Genomic DNA, 16,758 nt, shown 5'->3' with positions numbered 1-16,758 from the left:
CGTAGCCGAGGACGAAGAATCCCTGGCCCTCGGAGCGCCCGAACACGGGCCGAAGCGAAGCGGAGGCCCCAAACAAACACCATTCGGGCGCCGCCAGGGTTGTGCAGGGCGAGGCGAGCCGCGAGCGAGGAACGAGCGACAGGCGTAGCCGAGGACGAAGAATCCCTGGCCCTCGGAGCGCCCGAACACGGGCCGAAGCGAAGCGGAGGCCCCGAACAAACACCATTCGGGCGCGGCCGAGGATGCGCGATCCCCGGCCGCGGGGCACCCGAACACGGGTCAGGGCGAAGCGGAGGCCCCGCACAGGCACGGTCCGGGCTCCGCCGCGGAGCGGGCCGCGGTCGGTGGCCGGCCGCATGCGGGCCGCAGCGAGGGCCCCGGACGACCACCGCCTAGAGCCGGGCCACGATGTCGGCGAGCAGGCGGCCGACCGTCCCGGCGGCGTCGCGCCCGGTGGCCAGCACGTCCTCGTGGTCCAGGTTGGCGCCCTCCAGTCCGGCGGCCACGTTGGTGACCAGGGACAGCCCCAGGACCTGGGCCCCGGCCGCACGGGCGGCGATGGCCTCCAGCACGGTGGACATACCGACGAGGTCGGCGCCCATGGCGCGCAGCATGCGGATCTCGGCGGGCGTCTCGAAGTGCGGGCCGGGCATCGCCGCGTAGACGCCCTCGGGCAGGTCGGGGGCGACCTCGCGGGCGAGGCCGCGCAGCTTGGGGCTGTAGGTCTCGCTGAGGTCGACGAAGTCGGCACCGGTCAGCGGCGAGCGCGCCGTCATGTTCAGGTGGTCGGCGATGAGCACGGGCGAGCCGACGGAGTAGTCGGGGTTGATGCCGCCCGCGGCGTTGGTGAGCACGATCGTCCTGGCTCCGGCGGCGACGGCGGTGCGCACGTTGTGCACGACGGCGTCGGTGCCGTGCCCCTCGTACAGGTGGGTGCGGCCCAGGAAGGCGAGCAGGTTCCGCTGCCCGTCGCGGACGCTGCGGAGCGTGCCGCTGTGGCCGTCGACGGCGGGCGGCAGGAAGCCCGGCAGTTCGGCCGTGGCCACCTCGTGGGTGGACTCGCCGAGCAGGTCGGCGGCGGGCGCCCAGCCCGACCCCATGACCAGGGCGACGTCGTAGCTGTCCACTCCGGTGCGCGACCGCAGTTCGGTCGCGGCTTCCTCGGCGATGGCCTGGGGTGTGCGGGTCACTGCTGGTTCTCCGTTCGTTCGGGCCGCGGACGCGGCAGGACGTGCGCTGCGGTGCGCGGCGGGAGGTGCACCCCCGTGCGGACCGGCCGGGACAGGACGAGCTGCGGTCCGTAGGAACCGTCCGGATAGGTGCGCCCCGTGGGGGCGAACCCGGCCGACCGGTAGGTGCGCAGGCCGACCTCGTTGCCCTCGCTGACGCACAGCACGATCTCCGTGGCGCGGGGGGCGGCCCCGGCCACGAGCAGGTCGAGCAGCGGCGCGGAGCAGACCGTCCTTCCCACACCCAGACCCTGCCACGCGGGGACCACGTAGAAGGCGCGCAGGAGCACCGCGCGCTCCGGCGTGTCGACCAGGTCGCGCAGGTGGCCGACCCGGTCGACGATCCCGAAACCGGCGCAGGCCTCGCGGGCCGACCCGGGGTCGGTGGCGTCGGCTCCGGTGCTCACGACGGCGAACGGGACGCGCGCGGGGTCGGCGTCGGCGCGCGGCAGGGAATCCACCGGCAGATTGGTGAACCGGGACTGGCCCGGCGCCAGGCGGTGGCGGAGCACCGTCTCGCGCAGCACGGCGACCTCTGGCGTGGTCCGGTCGAGCCGGACCAGGCGCAGCCCGCGCGCGGGTCCCGGGTCCGGATGTTCGGTCGGTGAGTGGGTCGCCACGATCGCTCCTCGTTCGCCGCGTCGGACCGGGACCCGGACGGGCCCCGGTCCGCCAGTGTTACACCCCGATCGGGTGCCAGACCGTCTTGGTCTCCAGGAACGGCGTCATGCGGGCGGTGCCCGGGTCGGGGTCGAGCCAGGCGTCCTCTCCCCCGTCGGCGCCCGGCCCGGGGCGCAGGACCCGGGTCAGGGTGGCGGCCGCGGCCTCCTCGAACTCGACCGCCAGGTCCCCGGCACCGGTCAGGTCCAGGGCGTTGACGTCGGCGTGCGAGGCCAGGTGCGGGCCGATCTCCGGCACCCGCCCGGTGAGCAGGTTGACCACGCCGCCCGGCACGTCCGAGGTGGCCAGCACCTCGGCCAGGTCGACCGCGGCCAGGGGCGCGCTCTCGGAGGCGACCACGACGGCGGTGTTGCCGGTGGCGATGACCGGCGCCAGCACGGAGGTCAGCCCGAGCAGCGGAGCGCCCTGCGGGGCGAACACGGCCACGACGCCCGTCGGCTCGGGGGCGGAGTGGTTGTAGTAGGGGCCGGAGACGGGGTTGGCGCCGCCCAGCACCTGGGCGACCTTGTCCGTCCAGCCCGCGTAGTAGACCCAGCGGTCGATCGCGGCGGAGACGGCCTCCTCCGCGGCGGCGCGCGAGAGCCCCCGGGCCCGCTCGGCCCCGGCGGCGAACTGGTCGCGGCGCCCCTCCAGGACCTCGGCGACCCGGTACAGGATCTGCCCGCGGTTGTAGGCGGTGCGCGCCGACCATCCGCCGAAGGCCTTGCGGGCGGCGGACACCGCGTCGCGGGCGTCCTTGCGGGAGGCCAGCGCGGCGTTGGCCAGGTGGTCGCCGTCGGCGGAGGTCACGGGGTAGCACCTGCCCGATTCCGAACGCGGGAACGCCCCGCCCAGGTAGAGCTTGTACGTCTTGCGGACCGCCAGGCGCGGGGGCCGCGGTGTCTCAGCCGTCCTGCGCTGCTTAGCCAAGGTAGGCCTCCAAACCGTGCCGTCCGCCCTCGCGGCCGTATCCCGACTCCTTGTAGCCGCCGAAGGGACTGGTCGGGTCGAACTTGTTGAACGTGTTGGACCAGATGACGCCCGCGCGCAGGCGCTCGGCCGTCCACAGCATGCGCGACCCCTTCTCGGTCCACACGCCCGCCGACAGCCCGTAGGGGGAGTTGTTGGCCTTGGCCACCGCCTCCTCCGGGGTGCGGAAGGTGAGCACCGACAGCACGGGGCCGAAGATCTCCTCGCGGGCGACGCTGTGGGCCTGGCTGACGCCGGTGAGGACCGTGGGGGCGAACCAGTACCCGGCCGAGGGCAGCTCGCAGGGCGGCGACCAGCGCTGCACGCCCTCCTGCTCGCCCGCGTCGGTCAGCTCCCGGATCCGCGCCAGCTGGGCGGCGGAGTTGATCGCGCCGATGTCGGTGTTCTTGTCCAGCGGGTCGCCCAACCGGAGCTTGGCGATCCGCTCCTTGAGTCTGGGCAGCAGCTCGTCGGCGATCGACTCCTGGACCAGCAGGCGCGATCCCGCGCAGCACACGTGGCCCTGGTTGAAGAAGATGCCGGAGACGATCCCCTCGACCGCCTGGTCGACGGCGGCGTCGTCGTAGACGATGTTGGCGCCCTTGCCGCCCAGTTCCAGGGTGACGCGCTTGCCGGTGCCCGCGACCGAGCGGGCGATCTGGCGACCGACCTCGGTGGAGCCGGTGAAGGCGACCTTGTCGGTGCCCGGGTGCTCCACGAGGGTCCGCCCGGTCCCGCCCGCGCCGGTGACGATGTTGACCACGCCCGGGGGCAGGTCGGCCTCCTGGCAGATCTCGGCGAAGGCCAGCGCGCTCAGCGGCGTGGTCTCGGCGGGCTTGAGCACCACCGTGTTGCCGGTGGCCAGGGCCGGGGCGACCTTCCACGCGAGCATGAGCAGCGGGAAGTTCCACGGGATGACCTGGGCGGCCACGCCGAGGGGGCGCGGGTCGCGGCCCAGCCCCGCGTGGGCGAGCTTGTCGGCCCAGCCCGCGTGGTAGAAGAAGTGCGCGGCGACCAGGGGGACGTCGACGTCGCGGGTCTCCTTGATGGGCTTGCCGTTGTCCAGGGACTCCAGGACGGCGAGCTCGCGGGCGCGCTCCTGGACGATCCGGGCGATACGGAAGAGGTACTTGCCGCGCTCGGCGCCGGACATCCGGCTCCACACGGTGTCGTACGCGCGGCGGGCGGCGGCCACCGCCCGGTCGACGTCGGCCTCCCCGGCGACCGCGAAGCGGGCGAGCTCGGTCTCGTCGGCGGGGTTGACCGTCGCCATGGACCCACCGCCCTCGGCGGGGGTGAACTCACCGTCGATGAACAGGTCGTAGGTGTCGCGCAGGCGGACGACGGAGCGGGACTCCGGCGCGGGCGCGTAGTCGAAGATCACGGCTCTAGTCCAGCGTGTAGTAGTCGGGGCCCGGGTAGGTGCCGGTGCTGAGCCTGGTGCGCTGCATGAGCAGGTCGTTGAGCAGGCTGGAGGCACCGATGCGGAACAGGTCGGGGGACAGCCAGTCGGGGCCGGCCACCTCGTTGACCATCACCAGTTGGCGGATGGCGTCCTTGGAGGTGCGGATGCCGCCCGCGGGTTTGACGCCCACGTGCCTGCCGGTGGCGGCGTGGTGGTCGCGCACGGCCTCCAGCATGACCAGGACGACGGGCGGGGTGGCCGCCGGGGACACCTTGCCCGTCGACGTCTTGATGAAGTCGGCGCCGGCGTGGATGGCCAGGTGGGAGGCGCGGCGGACGTTGTCGTACGTGACCAGTTCGCCGGTCTCCAGGATGACCTTCAGGTGCGCGGTTCCACAGGCCTCCTTGACCGCGACGATCTCGTCGTACACCTTCTTGTAGTCGCCGGACAGGAAGGCGCCCCGGTCGATGACCATGTCGATCTCGCTCGCGCCGTCGGCCACCGCGCAGCGGGTGTCGGCGAGTTTGACCTCCAGGGGCGCGCGCCCGGCGGGGAAGGCCGTGGCGACCGACGCGACGCCGATGCCGGTGCCCCGCAGGGCCTCGACGGCGGTGGCGACCCGGTCGGGGTAGACGCACACGGCGCCCACCGTCGGCGCGGTCCGGTCCGCCGGGTCGGGGAGGGCGGCCTTGGCGCACAGGGCGCGGACCTTGCCGGGCGTGTCGGCGCCCTCCAGGGTGGTCAGGTCCACCATCCGGATGGCCAGGTCGATGGCCTCCCGTTTGGCGGTGGTCTTGATGGACCGTGTGGCCAGATCCTGGGCACGGGTCCGCGCTCCGACCTCGTCCACGCCCGGGAGTCCGTGGAGGAAGACCCGGAGCGCGCGGTTGGTCGTGGCCTCGAATGCGGTGTGGGGCACGGGCACCTACAGCTCGATGGAACGGTGTGCTCCGCTGTGGCCAGCGGAAACGGGCTCTCCGGCGCGGTACGGGCATGCCGTCCGAGCCGTCAGGCAGTCACCATAACCCCGGTCCGCGCGGGCGTCAGTACCCGCACGGACCGCGCCCGCCAAGGTTGGAGGAGCATCCAATCCAACAGAGATGGATCATTAGGATGATCCTCTAACTTGACCGCGAAAACCCCGATAAATCGCCCCTCGCGCTCGGAGGCCACCCAGCGAGGCGAGGGGTGCGGTCTAGACCGGACTCATCCCATCTCCTCCAGCGAGCGGCCCTTGGTCTCGGGCACCCACCGCAGGACGAACGGGATCGAGAGCAGGGCGAACAGCGCGTACAGAACGTAGGAACCCGACAGGTTCCAGTCCGACAGCGAGGGGAAGCTGACGGTGATCAGCCAGTTGGCGATCCACTGCGCGGACGCGGCGACGCCGAGGGCGGCGGCCCGGATGCGGTTGGGGAACATCTCGCCGAGCATCACCCACACGACCACGCCCCAGGACAGGGCGAAGAAGAGCACGAAGGCGTGCGCCGCGACCAGGGCGACGGCACCCTGGAGGTCGGGCAGGGCGATGGCGCCGTCGACCTCGGTCATGAAGGAGAACGCCCAGGCCGCCAGGCCGAGCGAGACGGCCATACCGGCGGAACCCACGACGGCCAGCGGCTTGCGGCCGACCCGGTCGACGAGCAGCATCGCGATCACGGTGCCGACGATGTTGATGATCGACGTGGTGAACGAGTAGAGGAACGAGCCGCTCGGATCGATCCCGACCGACTGCCACAGCGAGGAGCTGTAGTAGAAGATCACGTTGATACCGACCAGCTGCTGGAAGACCGACAGGCCGATACCGACCCACACGATGGGCAGCAGACCGGCGCGGCCGCCCAGCAGGTCGCGGAGCGTGGACCTGTGCTCACTGCGCATCCGCTCGCCGATCCGGTCGACCTCGGCGTCCAGGTCGACCCCGGCGGGCTCGATCGTCGCGAGCACCCGCTTGGCCTCGTCCCCGCGCCCCCGGGCGACCAGATAGCGCGGCGACTCGGGGATGCGCAGCGCCAGCAGTCCGTAGACGGCGGCCGGGAGCACCTCGACGCCCAGCATGACCTGCCAGGTCTCCAAACCCATCAGCGTGCCGCGCTGCTCACCCCCGGCGAGGCCGAGCAGCGCCCAGTTGACCAGCTGGGAGACGGCGATGCCCAGGACGATCGCGGCCTGCTGGAACGAGGCGAGCCGCCCCCGGTAGGCGGCCGGGGCCACCTCGGCGATGTAGGCCGGAGCGATGACCGAGGCCATACCGATGGCCACACCGCCCAGCGCCCGCCAGAACGCCAGGTCCCACACCGCGACGGGCAGCATGGAGCCCAACGCGCTGACCGTGAACAGCACCGCGGCGATCTGCATGACCCTGGGCCGGCCGACGCGGTCGGCCAGGCGGCCCGCGACCACGGCACCCGCCGCCGCACCGAGCAGGGGGATGGCGATGACCACGCCGAGCAGACCCGACCCGACACCGAACCTGCCCCGGATCCCCTCGACCGCCCCGTTGATCACGGCGCTGTCGTAGCCGAAGAGGAAGCCGCCCATCGCCGCCGCCGCGGCGATGAAGACGACGTAACGCAGGTGTGGACCGGCCGACATCCTCGGTTTCGCCGGTGACGTGGTACTCACGTGATCTCCTTGCCATCGTCAACTTGAGGCAAACGCCGATCAACGACGTTCACAACTTCAAGAAGTGTAAACAAATCAGTGACCCAGGGCACAAGTCAGGCACTTCCCTGAAACCTTGTTTCCAAGGAATAAACACAAGACATGCCGCCCACGACCCCGAAGCGGCATCAGGTGATCTGCATCACACGCACGGGCGCCAGTAGCCTGTGGGCATGGCGGAGTTCCGGATCAGCAGCGACGACCAGATCGACCTGCGCAGGATGGCCACGGCGCTCGTGGATTCCCAGGGCTGGGCGCGCGAGGAGGTCAGCATCTGGGACACCCGCCGCGGCGAGGTGATCGTGACCGTGGACGACGCGCTGCTGCGCGGGCCCCAGGCCGATCCGCTCAACCGGCCCCGGCACACACCGCACGACGTCCACGCCGCCTGCGAGTGGCTGCGACGCGAGGACCCGTCCCTGCGTCGCGTCGACTTCCCGTCCCTGCGTCAGGAGACGGGGCGGTTCTTCTCCGCCGGGTGGACCCTGGCCGACGTGCGGCACGCGCTGGCCCACCGTCCCGACCAGACACCGTGGGAACAGGGCGCGGAGGGAACGGACTGGTTGCGCACCCGGCTGAGCGCCTGGCGCACCCCGGACGGGGACATCCGCCCCTCGAAGTCCCAGGAGGCGGCGCAGCTGCGGGTGATCAGCCGCGCGGGACTGCCCGTGGACCTCGGCCTGCCCGAGGACGCCGAGGTCGCCCACCGTCCGGTGGCGCGCCCGGAGGTGGCGCGGTCGGCCGCCGACGACGCGCGACGGCTGATCCGGCAGAACACCCGGACCACGACCGACTCCCTGGCCCACCGGGACCGGACCGCCGACCACATCACCCGCCCCGACCGGGCGTAGGCGGTGTACTCCCCGGGTCTCCGCTTCGTTGGAACCCGACGGTCGCCCGCCGCCGGGGAGCCGCTGCGCGGTGGGGCGGGCACCTCCGGCGCAGCCGCGTCCACACGAACCCCGTCGGCACCCGGGCCAGACCCCGGGGTGACCGTTCCGGGAACGGGGGCGGGCCTCAGCCGCTCCTCGCCCGCCGGGCCTCCGCCACACTCACGTCCACGCCGTCGGCGATCGTGCCCAGGAGGGACTCCAACGGCCCCCGTCCCACGGCGATCCGCCACAGGACCGCGAACACGACCGCCCCCAGGACGAACCCCTCCAGCAGCCAGGGGGTACGCCACTCCCCGCTCGACAGGCTGATGACGACGGCGATCGCGAACAGGTGGCCGGTGTAGACGGTCAGCGGCATCCGCCCGACCGACGACAACGGGTACATGAGCCAGCGCGCGCGCTCGGCCAGCCACACGCACACCACGATGACGATGAGCGCCTGCCCCACCGCCTGGGCGATCTCGAACGTGGTGCCGGTGTGCGGTGTGCCCACCGCCAGCCACCACCAACTGTCCGTCGGCACCTGGCCGGAGACGGAGTACATCTCCTCCTCCGCCCGGGCGCGCAGCGACTCCAGCAGCACCGCGTCGGTGACCGTGTCCGAGGGACGGCCCACCGTCGCCCAACCGCCCGCCAACGCCAGACGGTCCAGCCCGCCCAGCGGGTACAGCAGGAGCCACGACCCCCCGTAGGCGAACACGCTCAACCCCGCGCCCGCCGCGAGCAGGCGCCAGCGCACCACCGCGGCCGTCAGGTCCGTGCGGCCCAGCGCCATACCCGCGTACACGAAGGCCATGAAGGTGATCGCCGGGTAGTAGCCGGTCAGGAGGAACTCGGTGACCGAACCGAGCGAGGAGAGCCGGGGTTCGGGGACACCCATGGCCGAGCGCAGCGCGAAGGACACCGGGGGGCCGAGGACCGCGAGCGCACCGGCGACCGCCCACAGCGCCCCGGCGCGGAGTCGGGCCAGCGGCAGCGCCAGCAGGAAGTAGCCCGCGTAGTAGGTGAGGATGATCGCGACGGGCACGCCCATCAGGTCGAGGAGGACGCCCAGCAGCCCGATGACCACCGCGCGGGTCACGATGCGCACGGTCGCGCCGCGCAGCGCGTCACCGTCCGCGGGCGTGGTGCGGCCGGTCATGAACGCCAGGGACAGTCCGGCGAGGAGGGCGAAGAGCGCGGAGGAGTTGCCGCGCACGAGCATGTGCAGGCCGGTGGCGCCGTCCTCGGGCAGCAGCCCGACCGAGGCCACTCCCAGGTGCACGGTGAACATCCCGAACACGGCGAGGGCTCGGGCGGCGTCGATACCGTCGATCCGGGGGCGGGGGACCGTGGAGCCGGTGGCGGCTCTGGGGCTGTCGTCAGATCGGTTCTGGGCCACGTTCGTCAGGCTATGCCCATACTTTCCCCCGGCCCAACCCCGCGGGCGCGTGGCCTGCCGCACCCGCGGGGGAGGCCGACACGTCAGTCCTGGTCGGACGGACGGTTGGTGAGCCGGGTGAAGTAGTCGAGCGCCTCCGGGTTGGCCAGCGAGTCGCGGCTGACCACCTTGTCGGGGCTCTCCCCCATGAGGATCCGCTTGACCGGGACCTCCAGGACCTTGCCCGACAGGGTGCGGGGAACGGCGCTGATCACACGGACGCGGTCGGGCACGTGCCGGGGCGAGCAGTCGGTGCGCACCCGGCGGGCGATCTCCTTGGGCAGGTCGCCCTCCAGGTCGGCGCCGGGGCGCAGGACGGTGAACAGTTCGATCTTCGAGGACCCGTCGCCCTGGGGGACGTCCACGACGAGCGCGTCGACGACCTCGTCCAGGGCCAGGACGGCGCGGTAGATCTCGCTGGTGCCCATCCGCACGCCGCCGCGGTTGATGGTCGAGTCCGAGCGGCCGTAGATGATCGCGGTTCCCCGGTCGGTGATCTCGATCCAGTCCCCGTGCCGCCAGATTCCCGGGTAGACGGAGAAGTAGCTGTCGCGCAGCCGCTCGCCGTCCGGGTCACCCCAGAAGCGGACGGGCATGGACGGGGCCGGTTCGGTGACCACCAGCTCGCCGACCTCGCCGACGAGCTCCTTGCCGTCCGGGTCCCAGGAGGCCACGGCGAAGCCGAGTGCCCGGGACTGGATCTCGCCCTCGTACACCGGAAGCGTGGGGGTGCCGCCGACCAGGCAGCTGCACACGTCCGTACCGCCGCTCGTGGAGAACAGCCACAGGTCGTCGCCGAACTCCTCGTACACCCAGGCGAACGCCTCCGGGCTGAGCGGGGAGCCGGTGGAGCCGATCGCGCGGAGCGAGGACAGGTCACGCCCCTGGCGCGGACGCACGCCCTCCTTCATGCAGGACGACAGGAACCCCGCGCTGGTGCCGAAGACCGTGATCCCCGCCCGCTCGGCGAGGTCCCACAGCGCACCGAGGTCCGGAGCCGCGGGACTGCCGTCGTACAGGACGATGGACGCCCTGGTCAGCAACACGCTGGCCAGGAAGTTCCACATCATCCAGCCCGTGGTGGTGAACCAGAAGACCCGGTCGTCCTCACGAGCGTCCAGGTGGAGGTGGAGGTTCTTGAGCTGTTCGAGGAGGATTCCGCCGTGGCCGTGCACGATGGCCTTGGGCAGTCCTGTGGTCCCGGAGGAGTAGAGCACCCAGAGGGGGTGGTCGAAGGGGACGGGGGTGAACTCCAGTTCGGGCTCGACGCCGTCGGCGGACGCGGAGCCCTCCAGCGCGGCCCAGGACTCGGTGCCCTCCAGCCCGGCGCCGGGGGCGAGGTAGTCCAGCAGCACGGTGTGCTCGACGGTGGGCAGGGCCTCGCGCAGCTCCGCCACGACCGGGCGGCGGTCGAAGTCCCTGCCCCCGTAGCGGTACCCGTCCACGGCCAGGAGCACCTTCGGTTCGATCTGCGCGAACCGGTCGATGACGCTGCGCACGCCGAAGTCCGGCGAGCAGGAGGACCACACCGCGCCGAGGGAGGCGACCGCGTAGAACGCGGCCACGGTCTCGGGCAGGTTGGGCAGGTAGGCGACCACCCGGTCGCCGGGGCCCACACCGCGCTCCCGCAGACCGGCGGCGATCGCGGCGGTGCGGCGGCGCAGTTCGCCCCAGGTCCACTCGCCGAGCGGGCGCAGCTCGGTCGCGTGGCGGATGGCGACCGCGTCGTCGTCGCGGCCGTCGAAGATGTGCCGGGCGTAGTTGAGGGTGGCGCCGGAGAACCAGCGCGCACCCGGCATGACCCGCTCGGCGAGGACGCTCTCGTACGGGGTCTGCGACCAGACGCCGTAGTACTCCCAGATGGCCTGCCAGAACCCCTCGACGTCGGTGACCGACCACCGCCACAGGGCGTCGTAGTCGAACGTCTCCAGAGTGGTCACGCCCTCACCGAAGGCGCGGACCCCCTTGTGTTCCGCCGCCCAGCGGGCGAACGCCACGATGTTCGAGGAGTCGGCCGTGGCCTCGTCCGGCTCCCAGAGCACACGGGGCCCACTGCTCTCCGTCATTGGCCAGCCTCCCAGTCGCATGGCTGTGTGTGGATGTGAGACCCATATAACACCACCGTGTGGTCGGGCTCCCGACCCGCCCTCGGCGTTACGGAGGGCGGGGCGGGAGGCGGATCCATCGACGGGATCGCAGGTCACCACGGGTGTGTGGAAGGTGTGGAGGGTCCACCCACAGACCGGAGCGAGGGAGTGGGACAGCTACCTTGACGACCACGGGAGGGCCGTTTGATGGGATGACCGGACGTCACATGGAGTGACCCGGGGTCAGGCGCCGCGCAGGGCCGCGACGGCGTCGACCGGCGAGTCGACGACGGGAGCCCCCGTGGCCTCCAACCGCTCCCGGGCCATGAGCCCGCTGGCGACCAGGAGCGCGTTCGCCCCGGCCTCGTGCGCGGCGCGCGCGTCGTCGTCGATGTCCCCGACCAGCACGACCTTGGCGGGGTCGATCCCCTGCTGGTCGAGGTGGTGCACCAGGTGCTCGGCCTTGGAGTCCTTCACGGTCGCGAACCGGCGGCCGTCCACGCGGGTGAAGTGCGCGTCGAGCCCCCGTTCGGCGACCAGCGGGACCAGGTGCCCGTGGGAGGCCATGGACAGCAGCGACTGCGTGCCCCCGCCACCGGACCAGTCGTGCAGGACGTCCGGCACACCGTCGGCCAGCGTGCAGCCGGGCAGGTGTTCGAGGTAGCTGCGGTCGTAGAGCTCCTCGGCCGCCTCCCACTCCCCGTCCTCGAAGGCGCGGCCCAGCAGGTCCTCGTAGCAGGGGACGAGGGGGCGCCGGAACACGGAGCGCCAGTACTCCATCTCCACCGGGGCGCGGCCGAACCTGGCGCACACGGCGTTCACCGCGGCGAGGTTGGCGTGGTTGTCGTCCAGGAGGGTGCCGTTCCAGTCCCAGACGATGTGGGTGATGTCGCGTCGGTCAAAAGTCGTCTCAGCCATTGTGAGCACTGTATGGGCAGTGCGACCGCACCGGAATGCGTCGTTGGCCACCCCGCCGCCCGCTCGGGTGCCCGAACGCCCCCTTCCGACCGTCTCAGGTCACGTCCGGTTCCGCGGCGCGCTCCTCCCGCCGCCGCGCCCTCAGCCGACGCCTGCGCCGCACGGCCCAGACACCGGTCAGGACCATCCCGGGGAACACGACGAGGATCAGGATCGGCAGCAGAAGCGCCAGGACCGCCGTGACAGCGCTGACGACGTCCTCGACCACGGAGACGACCGGGCCGCCCACTCCGGCGGTCAGGGTGTTGACCACCGGCCGGGACACGGCCTTGAGGACGTGGAAGACGAGCGCGACGACGACACCCGCCAGGACCGCGCTCCAGTCCACACCGTCACCGGCGGCGGTGGCGCCCAGGTCGGACAGCTCGACGGAGGCGACGCCCGCACCGAACGTGACGCCTCCGGCGGAGGGGCGGACCACGGTCTGGACCACGTCGTTGAGGCTGTCCAGGGCGGGAACCTTGTCGGCGGTGAACTCGACCACCAGCAGGACGGTGAGACTCACGAGGGTGACGGGATGCTCCAGCCACGACCAGGTGGAACCGAGGGGGACGAGATCGGTGAAGCGGGCCAGCAGGCCGACCAGGAGGAGGGGGATGTAGGCGTTCAGTCCCGACGCCGAGGACAGCCCCAGGCCGGTGAGGGTGGCGATCATGCGCTTCCTTCGTGTCTCCGTGGCGGAGGGGGCGCACCCGCGGTACGCCCCCTCCCTACGCCGGTGTACACGTGTTGACGCACACGCGCCGCCCGTGGTTTCGATCCGGGGTGCGGACCGGCGGTCCGCACCCCGGATCCGGCCGGATCAGCCCCGGCGCCTCCGGGCCGCGACCAGCGCGGTGACACCTGCGGAGGCGACCACGAGTCCGGCGACCACCATGGCGGCGATCCCGGTCCCGGTCAGTGCGAGCCGGTCACCGAAGTCACCCTCGGAGTGGCCCACGACGCGCTTCTCGGCGCCGTCCTCGCCGAACTCGGGCTGGCCGAACTCGGTCTCGCCGTCGGACCCGATGCCCCAGTCGGACTCGGCACCCGCACGGGATCCGGCGTCGGTCACCGGCCGGTCGTCCTCGTAGGAGAGCCGGTGGGAGTCGTACGGGTAGTACGGATCATCCGTCGGCGACGGCGTCGGACGCGGCTCGGGAGACGGTGAGGGCTCCGGAGACGGCGACGGCTCCGGACTGGGCTCAGGGCTCGGTTCCGGACTCGGCTCCGGTGAGGGCTCCGGAGACGGCGACGGTTCCGGACTCGGCTCAGGACTCGGCTCAGGACTCGGCTCAGGAGACGGCTCCGGGCTGGGCTCAGGGCTGGGACTCGGGGAAGGACTCGGCTCCGGAGACGGCGAGGGCTCCGGAGACGGCTCCGGACTCGGCTCAGGACTGGGACTCGGGGAAGGACTCGGAGACGGCGAGGGCTCCGGACTCGGGGACGGGTCCAGCGGAGCACAGTCCATCGTGACGTCGCCCAGGATCAGGTCGAAGAGTGCGACCTCCTCCCCGGTGGGCTGTCCGCTCTCGTCGAGGACCCGGGCCGTGGCCGACAGGGCGAGTTCGGCGTGACCCCGGCTGCCCTGGACCTCCTGGACCTGCTGGCTGGTCACGAGGACCCGGACACCGGACGTCCCCGGACCGTAGTCACCCGTGAAGTCGAGGGTGGTCGTCTGGAGCTGCTGGGAGACCGGAACCGACTGCCCGAAGACCGACACGGACACCGCGGCCGTGAGGAAGATGGGGTCGAACGGGTAGGTGCAGTTGACGCTGTTCTGCCAGGTGGCGACGTCCAGGATCTGGGTGAGTCCGCCCGCGGCCGGGGTCCCCTCGTTCACGACCACCTGGGCGGGCCCGCCCGTACCCTCGGGCTGCGGCACCAGCAGCTGGGTGAACGCCCCGTCCGCCCTGGCCCGCGCGCTCGACGGGTTGAGCGTGGTCTCGACGACGGCGGTCCCCGTCGCGGAGGGCACGTTGTCGTCGATCACCGACGCCGGCGGGGAGCCGATGACCCACTCCTCCGTCGCGTCGGTGCCTCCGACCTCGACCACACCCCGGCTGCCCGTCACGGCGCCGGAACCGTAGACGTCCGGGCCCAGCGTGAGCTGGGCCCACGTGCTCGTCGCGTAGGGCGTCGCGGGCTGGGCCTCGGCCCCGGGCATACCGAGGGCGGCGCCGACGACGATCAACCCGGACGCCGTCAGCGCCGAGACCGACGCGACGGCGCCTGTCCGGGCCCTTCTCACCACGGATTCACGAAGAGTATTCAAAGAATCACCCTATGTAGTTACGGCTGGCCAGACCGTCCAACGGTAGCCAGCCGACACGAGCGGGCCCGAGGGGCCGAACGACGACACGCGTCAAGTTCGGGCAAACTTCAAGAGCCGGACCCGAGAACCGGCGCACACGCACCCCGACCACCCGCACCGGAGGAACGCATCCGAACCCTCCGTCGTTGAATACCGTGTAGGGGTATACTCATCGCATCTGAACAGGGACGACAGGGAAACGGCGACATGGCGGCAACGCACGGCTACAGCAACGACAAGCAGAGTCACATCAACCGACTGCGCCGTATCGAGGGCCAGATCCGCGGCCTCCAGCGCATGGTCGAGGACGACCAGTACTGCATCGACATCCTCACCCAGACCTCGGCGGTGAACAAGGCACTGCGCTCCTTCGCGCTGTCCATGCTCGACGAGCACCTCAAGCACTGTGTCGCGCACGCCGTCGCCAGTGGCGGCGAGGAGGCCGACGAGAAGGTCCGTGAGGCCTCCGACGCGATCGCCCGGCTGGTCCGTTCCTGACCTGCGGCGCCCGCGGACTCCGCCGGGGCTCGTGCGGTGAGCCGAGCGGGCGGCATGTCCCCCGCCGCCCCGTCCCCCTCAGCTCCCCGGAAGAACAGCCGCTCCCGCGGGAATTCCGCTCCGGATCGGGGGGCGTGCTCCTCGCGCTGACCGGGAACGGGCGCGCGTGGCCGTGCGGGCGCCCGCGGTCGACGGCCACTTCCGGTGACGGGCAACCCCCAGGCCCGTGCCCTCAGTCCTCGCCGTAACGGGCGCGCAGGTTCTCCGTCAGGCGGGCGCCCTCCCGTCGCGAGGCGTCCACGTCCAGGTAGTCCACGGCCTCCTTGTCCACGAACGAGGACGGCCTGCCGTCGTCCGCGAACCCCAGCCGGGACACCTCGCCCCCCGTGAAGGCGCGGATCGCCCAGTTGGCCAGGATCCGGGCCCGGGCGGGCGTGGAGGGCACGGACGCCAGGTGGTAGCCGCGCGTGGCCGCGAGCGCGGGCGGACCGCTCAGGTCGAACTTGAGTACGCGGGCCAGCGCTTCCCTGCCGCTGAGGTCCACGACCAGCCCCATGTCGCGGTGCCGGAACTCCTGGAGCGGGCGCCCCAGGACGGAGGAGACCACGTTCGCCGCGACGGTGGCGGCCTGCCGGCTGGCGTACTGCGCGGTCGGCGGGCAGTAGGCGTGCTCCGTGTGGGCGAGGTTGGGGACCGCGGCCGCGTCGCCGAGCGCGAACACGTCATCGAGGCCGGGGACCCTCAGGTCGGTGCCGACCTCCAGCCGCCCGCGCTCCGTGGGCCTGTCCAGGGTCTCCATGAGCGGACTCGGCGCGACTCCGGCCGTCCAGATGAGGGTGCGGCAGGGCAGGGCCCGACCGTCGGTCAGGACGACCTTGTCGGCGGTGACCTCGCGGACGGTGACCTTGAGTCTGACCTCGATTCCCATACCGCGCAGCATGTCGAGCGCCTTGCGGCCGAGCCGGTCGCCGAGTTCGGGCAGGACCTTGGGTGCGATGTCGACCAGGTGCCAGCTGATCGCCGACCGCAGCTCCGGGTACCGGCGCGCGGCCTCCTCGGTGAGCCGCATCAGCGAGGCCGCGGTCTCCACTCCGGTGTAGCCGCCCCCGACCACGATGAACCGGCAGCGCTCCTCACGCTCGATCGGGTCGCGGCTGTCGTTGGCCAACTCCAGCTGGGCGAGTACGTGGTCGCGCAGGAGCACGGCCTCGGCGAGGGTCTTGGCCCCGTAGGCGTGCTCGGTCAGGCCGGGGATGTCGAAGGAGCGGGTGAGCCCGCCGGGCGCGAGGACCAGGCGGTCGTAGGGGCACGGTGTGAGTTCGCCGGTCGAGCGCCGGACGACGACCATCCGGTCCTCGGTGTCGACCCCCACCGCGTGTCCGGGGATGAGCCTGGTGTCGCGGGTGAGCCGGTGCACGGACATCGCCACGGACTGGGGCGTGAGCAGCCCGGACGCGACCTGGGGCAGCAACGGGCTGTAGAGCATGTAGTCGTGCGGAGCGACGAGGGCGAGGTCGGCCATCCCCCTCGGGATCCGGCGTTCGAGGTGACGCAGGGTGTGGAGCCCGCCGAAACCCGCTCCGACCACCACGATCCGAGGCCGAGACATCAGTTCACCGTTCCTTCTGCGCGTCTGGTCACCACCGAACGCGGGCGTACCCG

14 protein-coding genes are annotated in these 16,758 nt (G+C 71.9%); 2 read left to right on the top strand and 12 right to left on the bottom strand.

Annotation, left to right across the window (positions count from 1 at the left end; translation table 11 throughout):
- Positions 1-392: 392 nt before the first annotated feature.
- From ACTVAJ_RS07620 to ACTVAJ_RS07595, 6 genes are all read right to left on the bottom strand, one after another.
- Positions 393-1,190, bottom strand: coding sequence for a purine-nucleoside phosphorylase (locus ACTVAJ_RS07620; RefSeq protein ID WP_470387356.1), 798 nt, complete (start codon positions 1,188-1,190; stop codon positions 393-395).
- Positions 1,187-1,849, bottom strand: coding sequence for a GNAT family N-acetyltransferase (locus ACTVAJ_RS07615; RefSeq protein ID WP_470387355.1), 663 nt, complete (start codon positions 1,847-1,849; stop codon positions 1,187-1,189). Before ACTVAJ_RS07615 ends, ACTVAJ_RS07620 begins: the two co-directional genes overlap by 4 nt.
- A gap of 58 nt (positions 1,850-1,907) precedes the next feature.
- A complete protein-coding gene (locus ACTVAJ_RS07610; protein WP_470387354.1) occupies positions 1,908-2,819 on the bottom strand; it encodes an aldehyde dehydrogenase family protein in 912 nt (303 codons plus the stop codon).
- Positions 2,812-4,242 (bottom strand): aldehyde dehydrogenase family protein, encoded by a 1,431-nt coding sequence (locus ACTVAJ_RS07605; RefSeq protein ID WP_470387353.1) that lies wholly within the window; start codon positions 4,240-4,242, stop codon positions 2,812-2,814. The genes ACTVAJ_RS07610 and ACTVAJ_RS07605 overlap by 8 nt, the downstream gene beginning before the upstream one ends.
- Before the next feature lie 4 nt (positions 4,243-4,246).
- Positions 4,247-5,188: a deoxyribose-phosphate aldolase gene (gene deoC, locus ACTVAJ_RS07600; protein WP_470387352.1), complete on the bottom strand. Its 942-nt coding sequence runs from the start codon at positions 5,186-5,188 to the stop codon at positions 4,247-4,249.
- Between the two features lie 281 nt (positions 5,189-5,469).
- Positions 5,470-6,858 (bottom strand): sugar porter family MFS transporter, encoded by a 1,389-nt coding sequence (locus ACTVAJ_RS07595; protein ID WP_470387452.1) that lies wholly within the window; start codon positions 6,856-6,858, stop codon positions 5,470-5,472.
- Positions 6,859-7,100: 242 nt separating this feature from the next.
- Between ACTVAJ_RS07595 and ACTVAJ_RS07590 the strand changes: the two genes are divergently transcribed.
- A complete protein-coding gene (locus ACTVAJ_RS07590; protein ID WP_470387351.1) occupies positions 7,101-7,778 on the top strand; it encodes a hypothetical protein in 678 nt (225 codons plus the stop codon).
- Between the two features lie 166 nt (positions 7,779-7,944).
- On the opposite strand, the gene ACTVAJ_RS07585 is transcribed toward ACTVAJ_RS07590, so the two are convergent.
- From ACTVAJ_RS07585 to ACTVAJ_RS07565, 5 genes are all read right to left on the bottom strand, one after another.
- Entirely contained in the window at positions 7,945-9,201 is a 1,257-nt protein-coding gene (locus tag ACTVAJ_RS07585) for a heparan-alpha-glucosaminide N-acetyltransferase domain-containing protein (RefSeq protein WP_470387350.1), read from the bottom strand.
- 83 nt (positions 9,202-9,284) lie between these two features.
- Positions 9,285-11,306, bottom strand: coding sequence for an acetoacetate--CoA ligase (locus ACTVAJ_RS07580; protein WP_470387349.1), 2,022 nt, complete (start codon positions 11,304-11,306; stop codon positions 9,285-9,287).
- 264 nt (positions 11,307-11,570) lie between these two features.
- On the bottom strand, positions 11,571-12,245 hold the full coding sequence (locus tag ACTVAJ_RS07575) for an HAD family hydrolase (protein ID WP_470387348.1): 675 nt from the start codon (positions 12,243-12,245) through the stop codon (positions 11,571-11,573).
- A 94-nt stretch (positions 12,246-12,339) separates the two neighbouring features.
- Positions 12,340-12,960, bottom strand: a complete 621-nt coding sequence (locus ACTVAJ_RS07570; protein WP_470387347.1) for a DUF4126 domain-containing protein — start codon at positions 12,958-12,960, stop codon at positions 12,340-12,342.
- Between the two features lie 147 nt (positions 12,961-13,107).
- Complete coding sequence (locus tag ACTVAJ_RS07565; protein WP_470387346.1) at positions 13,108-14,538, bottom strand: hypothetical protein; 1,431 nt, start codon at positions 14,536-14,538, stop codon at positions 13,108-13,110.
- A gap of 267 nt (positions 14,539-14,805) precedes the next feature.
- Between ACTVAJ_RS07565 and ACTVAJ_RS07560 the strand changes: the two genes are divergently transcribed.
- The gene (locus ACTVAJ_RS07560; protein ID WP_470387345.1) at positions 14,806-15,096 is read left to right on the top strand and encodes a metal-sensitive transcriptional regulator; all 291 of its coding nucleotides are present in this window, start codon (positions 14,806-14,808) and stop codon (positions 15,094-15,096) included.
- 232 nt (positions 15,097-15,328) lie between these two features.
- Here the strand turns inward: ACTVAJ_RS07560 and ACTVAJ_RS07555 are convergent, their stop codons facing one another.
- Positions 15,329-16,705 carry an NAD(P)/FAD-dependent oxidoreductase gene (locus ACTVAJ_RS07555; protein WP_470387344.1) on the bottom strand — a complete coding sequence of 459 codons (1,377 nt, stop codon included), beginning with the start codon at positions 16,703-16,705 and terminating at the stop codon, positions 15,329-15,331.
- Positions 16,706-16,758: the final 53 nt, after the last annotated feature.

It is taken from the genome of Nocardiopsis sp. KDC1DS13DA1, assembly GCF_055632325.1.
The sequence above is the reverse complement of the archived record's forward strand: the minus strand, read 5'-3'. Positions and strand labels throughout refer to the sequence as shown.

Excerpts from the sequence above, each read along its gene's own strand:
- ACTVAJ_RS07595 (WP_470387452.1), bottom strand. The coding sequence starts at position 6,858 with ATGTCGGCCGGTCCACACCTGCGTTACGTCGTCTTCATCGCCGCGGCG.
- ACTVAJ_RS07590 (WP_470387351.1), top strand. The coding sequence starts at position 7,101 with ATGGCGGAGTTCCGGATCAGCAGCGACGACCAGATCGACCTGCGCAGG.
- ACTVAJ_RS07580 (WP_470387349.1), bottom strand. The coding sequence starts at position 11,306 with ATGACGGAGAGCAGTGGGCCCCGTGTGCTCTGGGAGCCGGACGAGGCC.
- ACTVAJ_RS07575 (WP_470387348.1), bottom strand. The coding sequence starts at position 12,245 with ATGGCTGAGACGACTTTTGACCGACGCGACATCACCCACATCGTCTGG.
- ACTVAJ_RS07570 (WP_470387347.1), bottom strand. The coding sequence starts at position 12,960 with ATGATCGCCACCCTCACCGGCCTGGGGCTGTCCTCGGCGTCGGGACTG.
- ACTVAJ_RS07560 (WP_470387345.1), top strand. The coding sequence starts at position 14,806 with ATGGCGGCAACGCACGGCTACAGCAACGACAAGCAGAGTCACATCAAC.
- ACTVAJ_RS07555 (WP_470387344.1), bottom strand. The coding sequence starts at position 16,705 with ATGTCTCGGCCTCGGATCGTGGTGGTCGGAGCGGGTTTCGGCGGGCTC.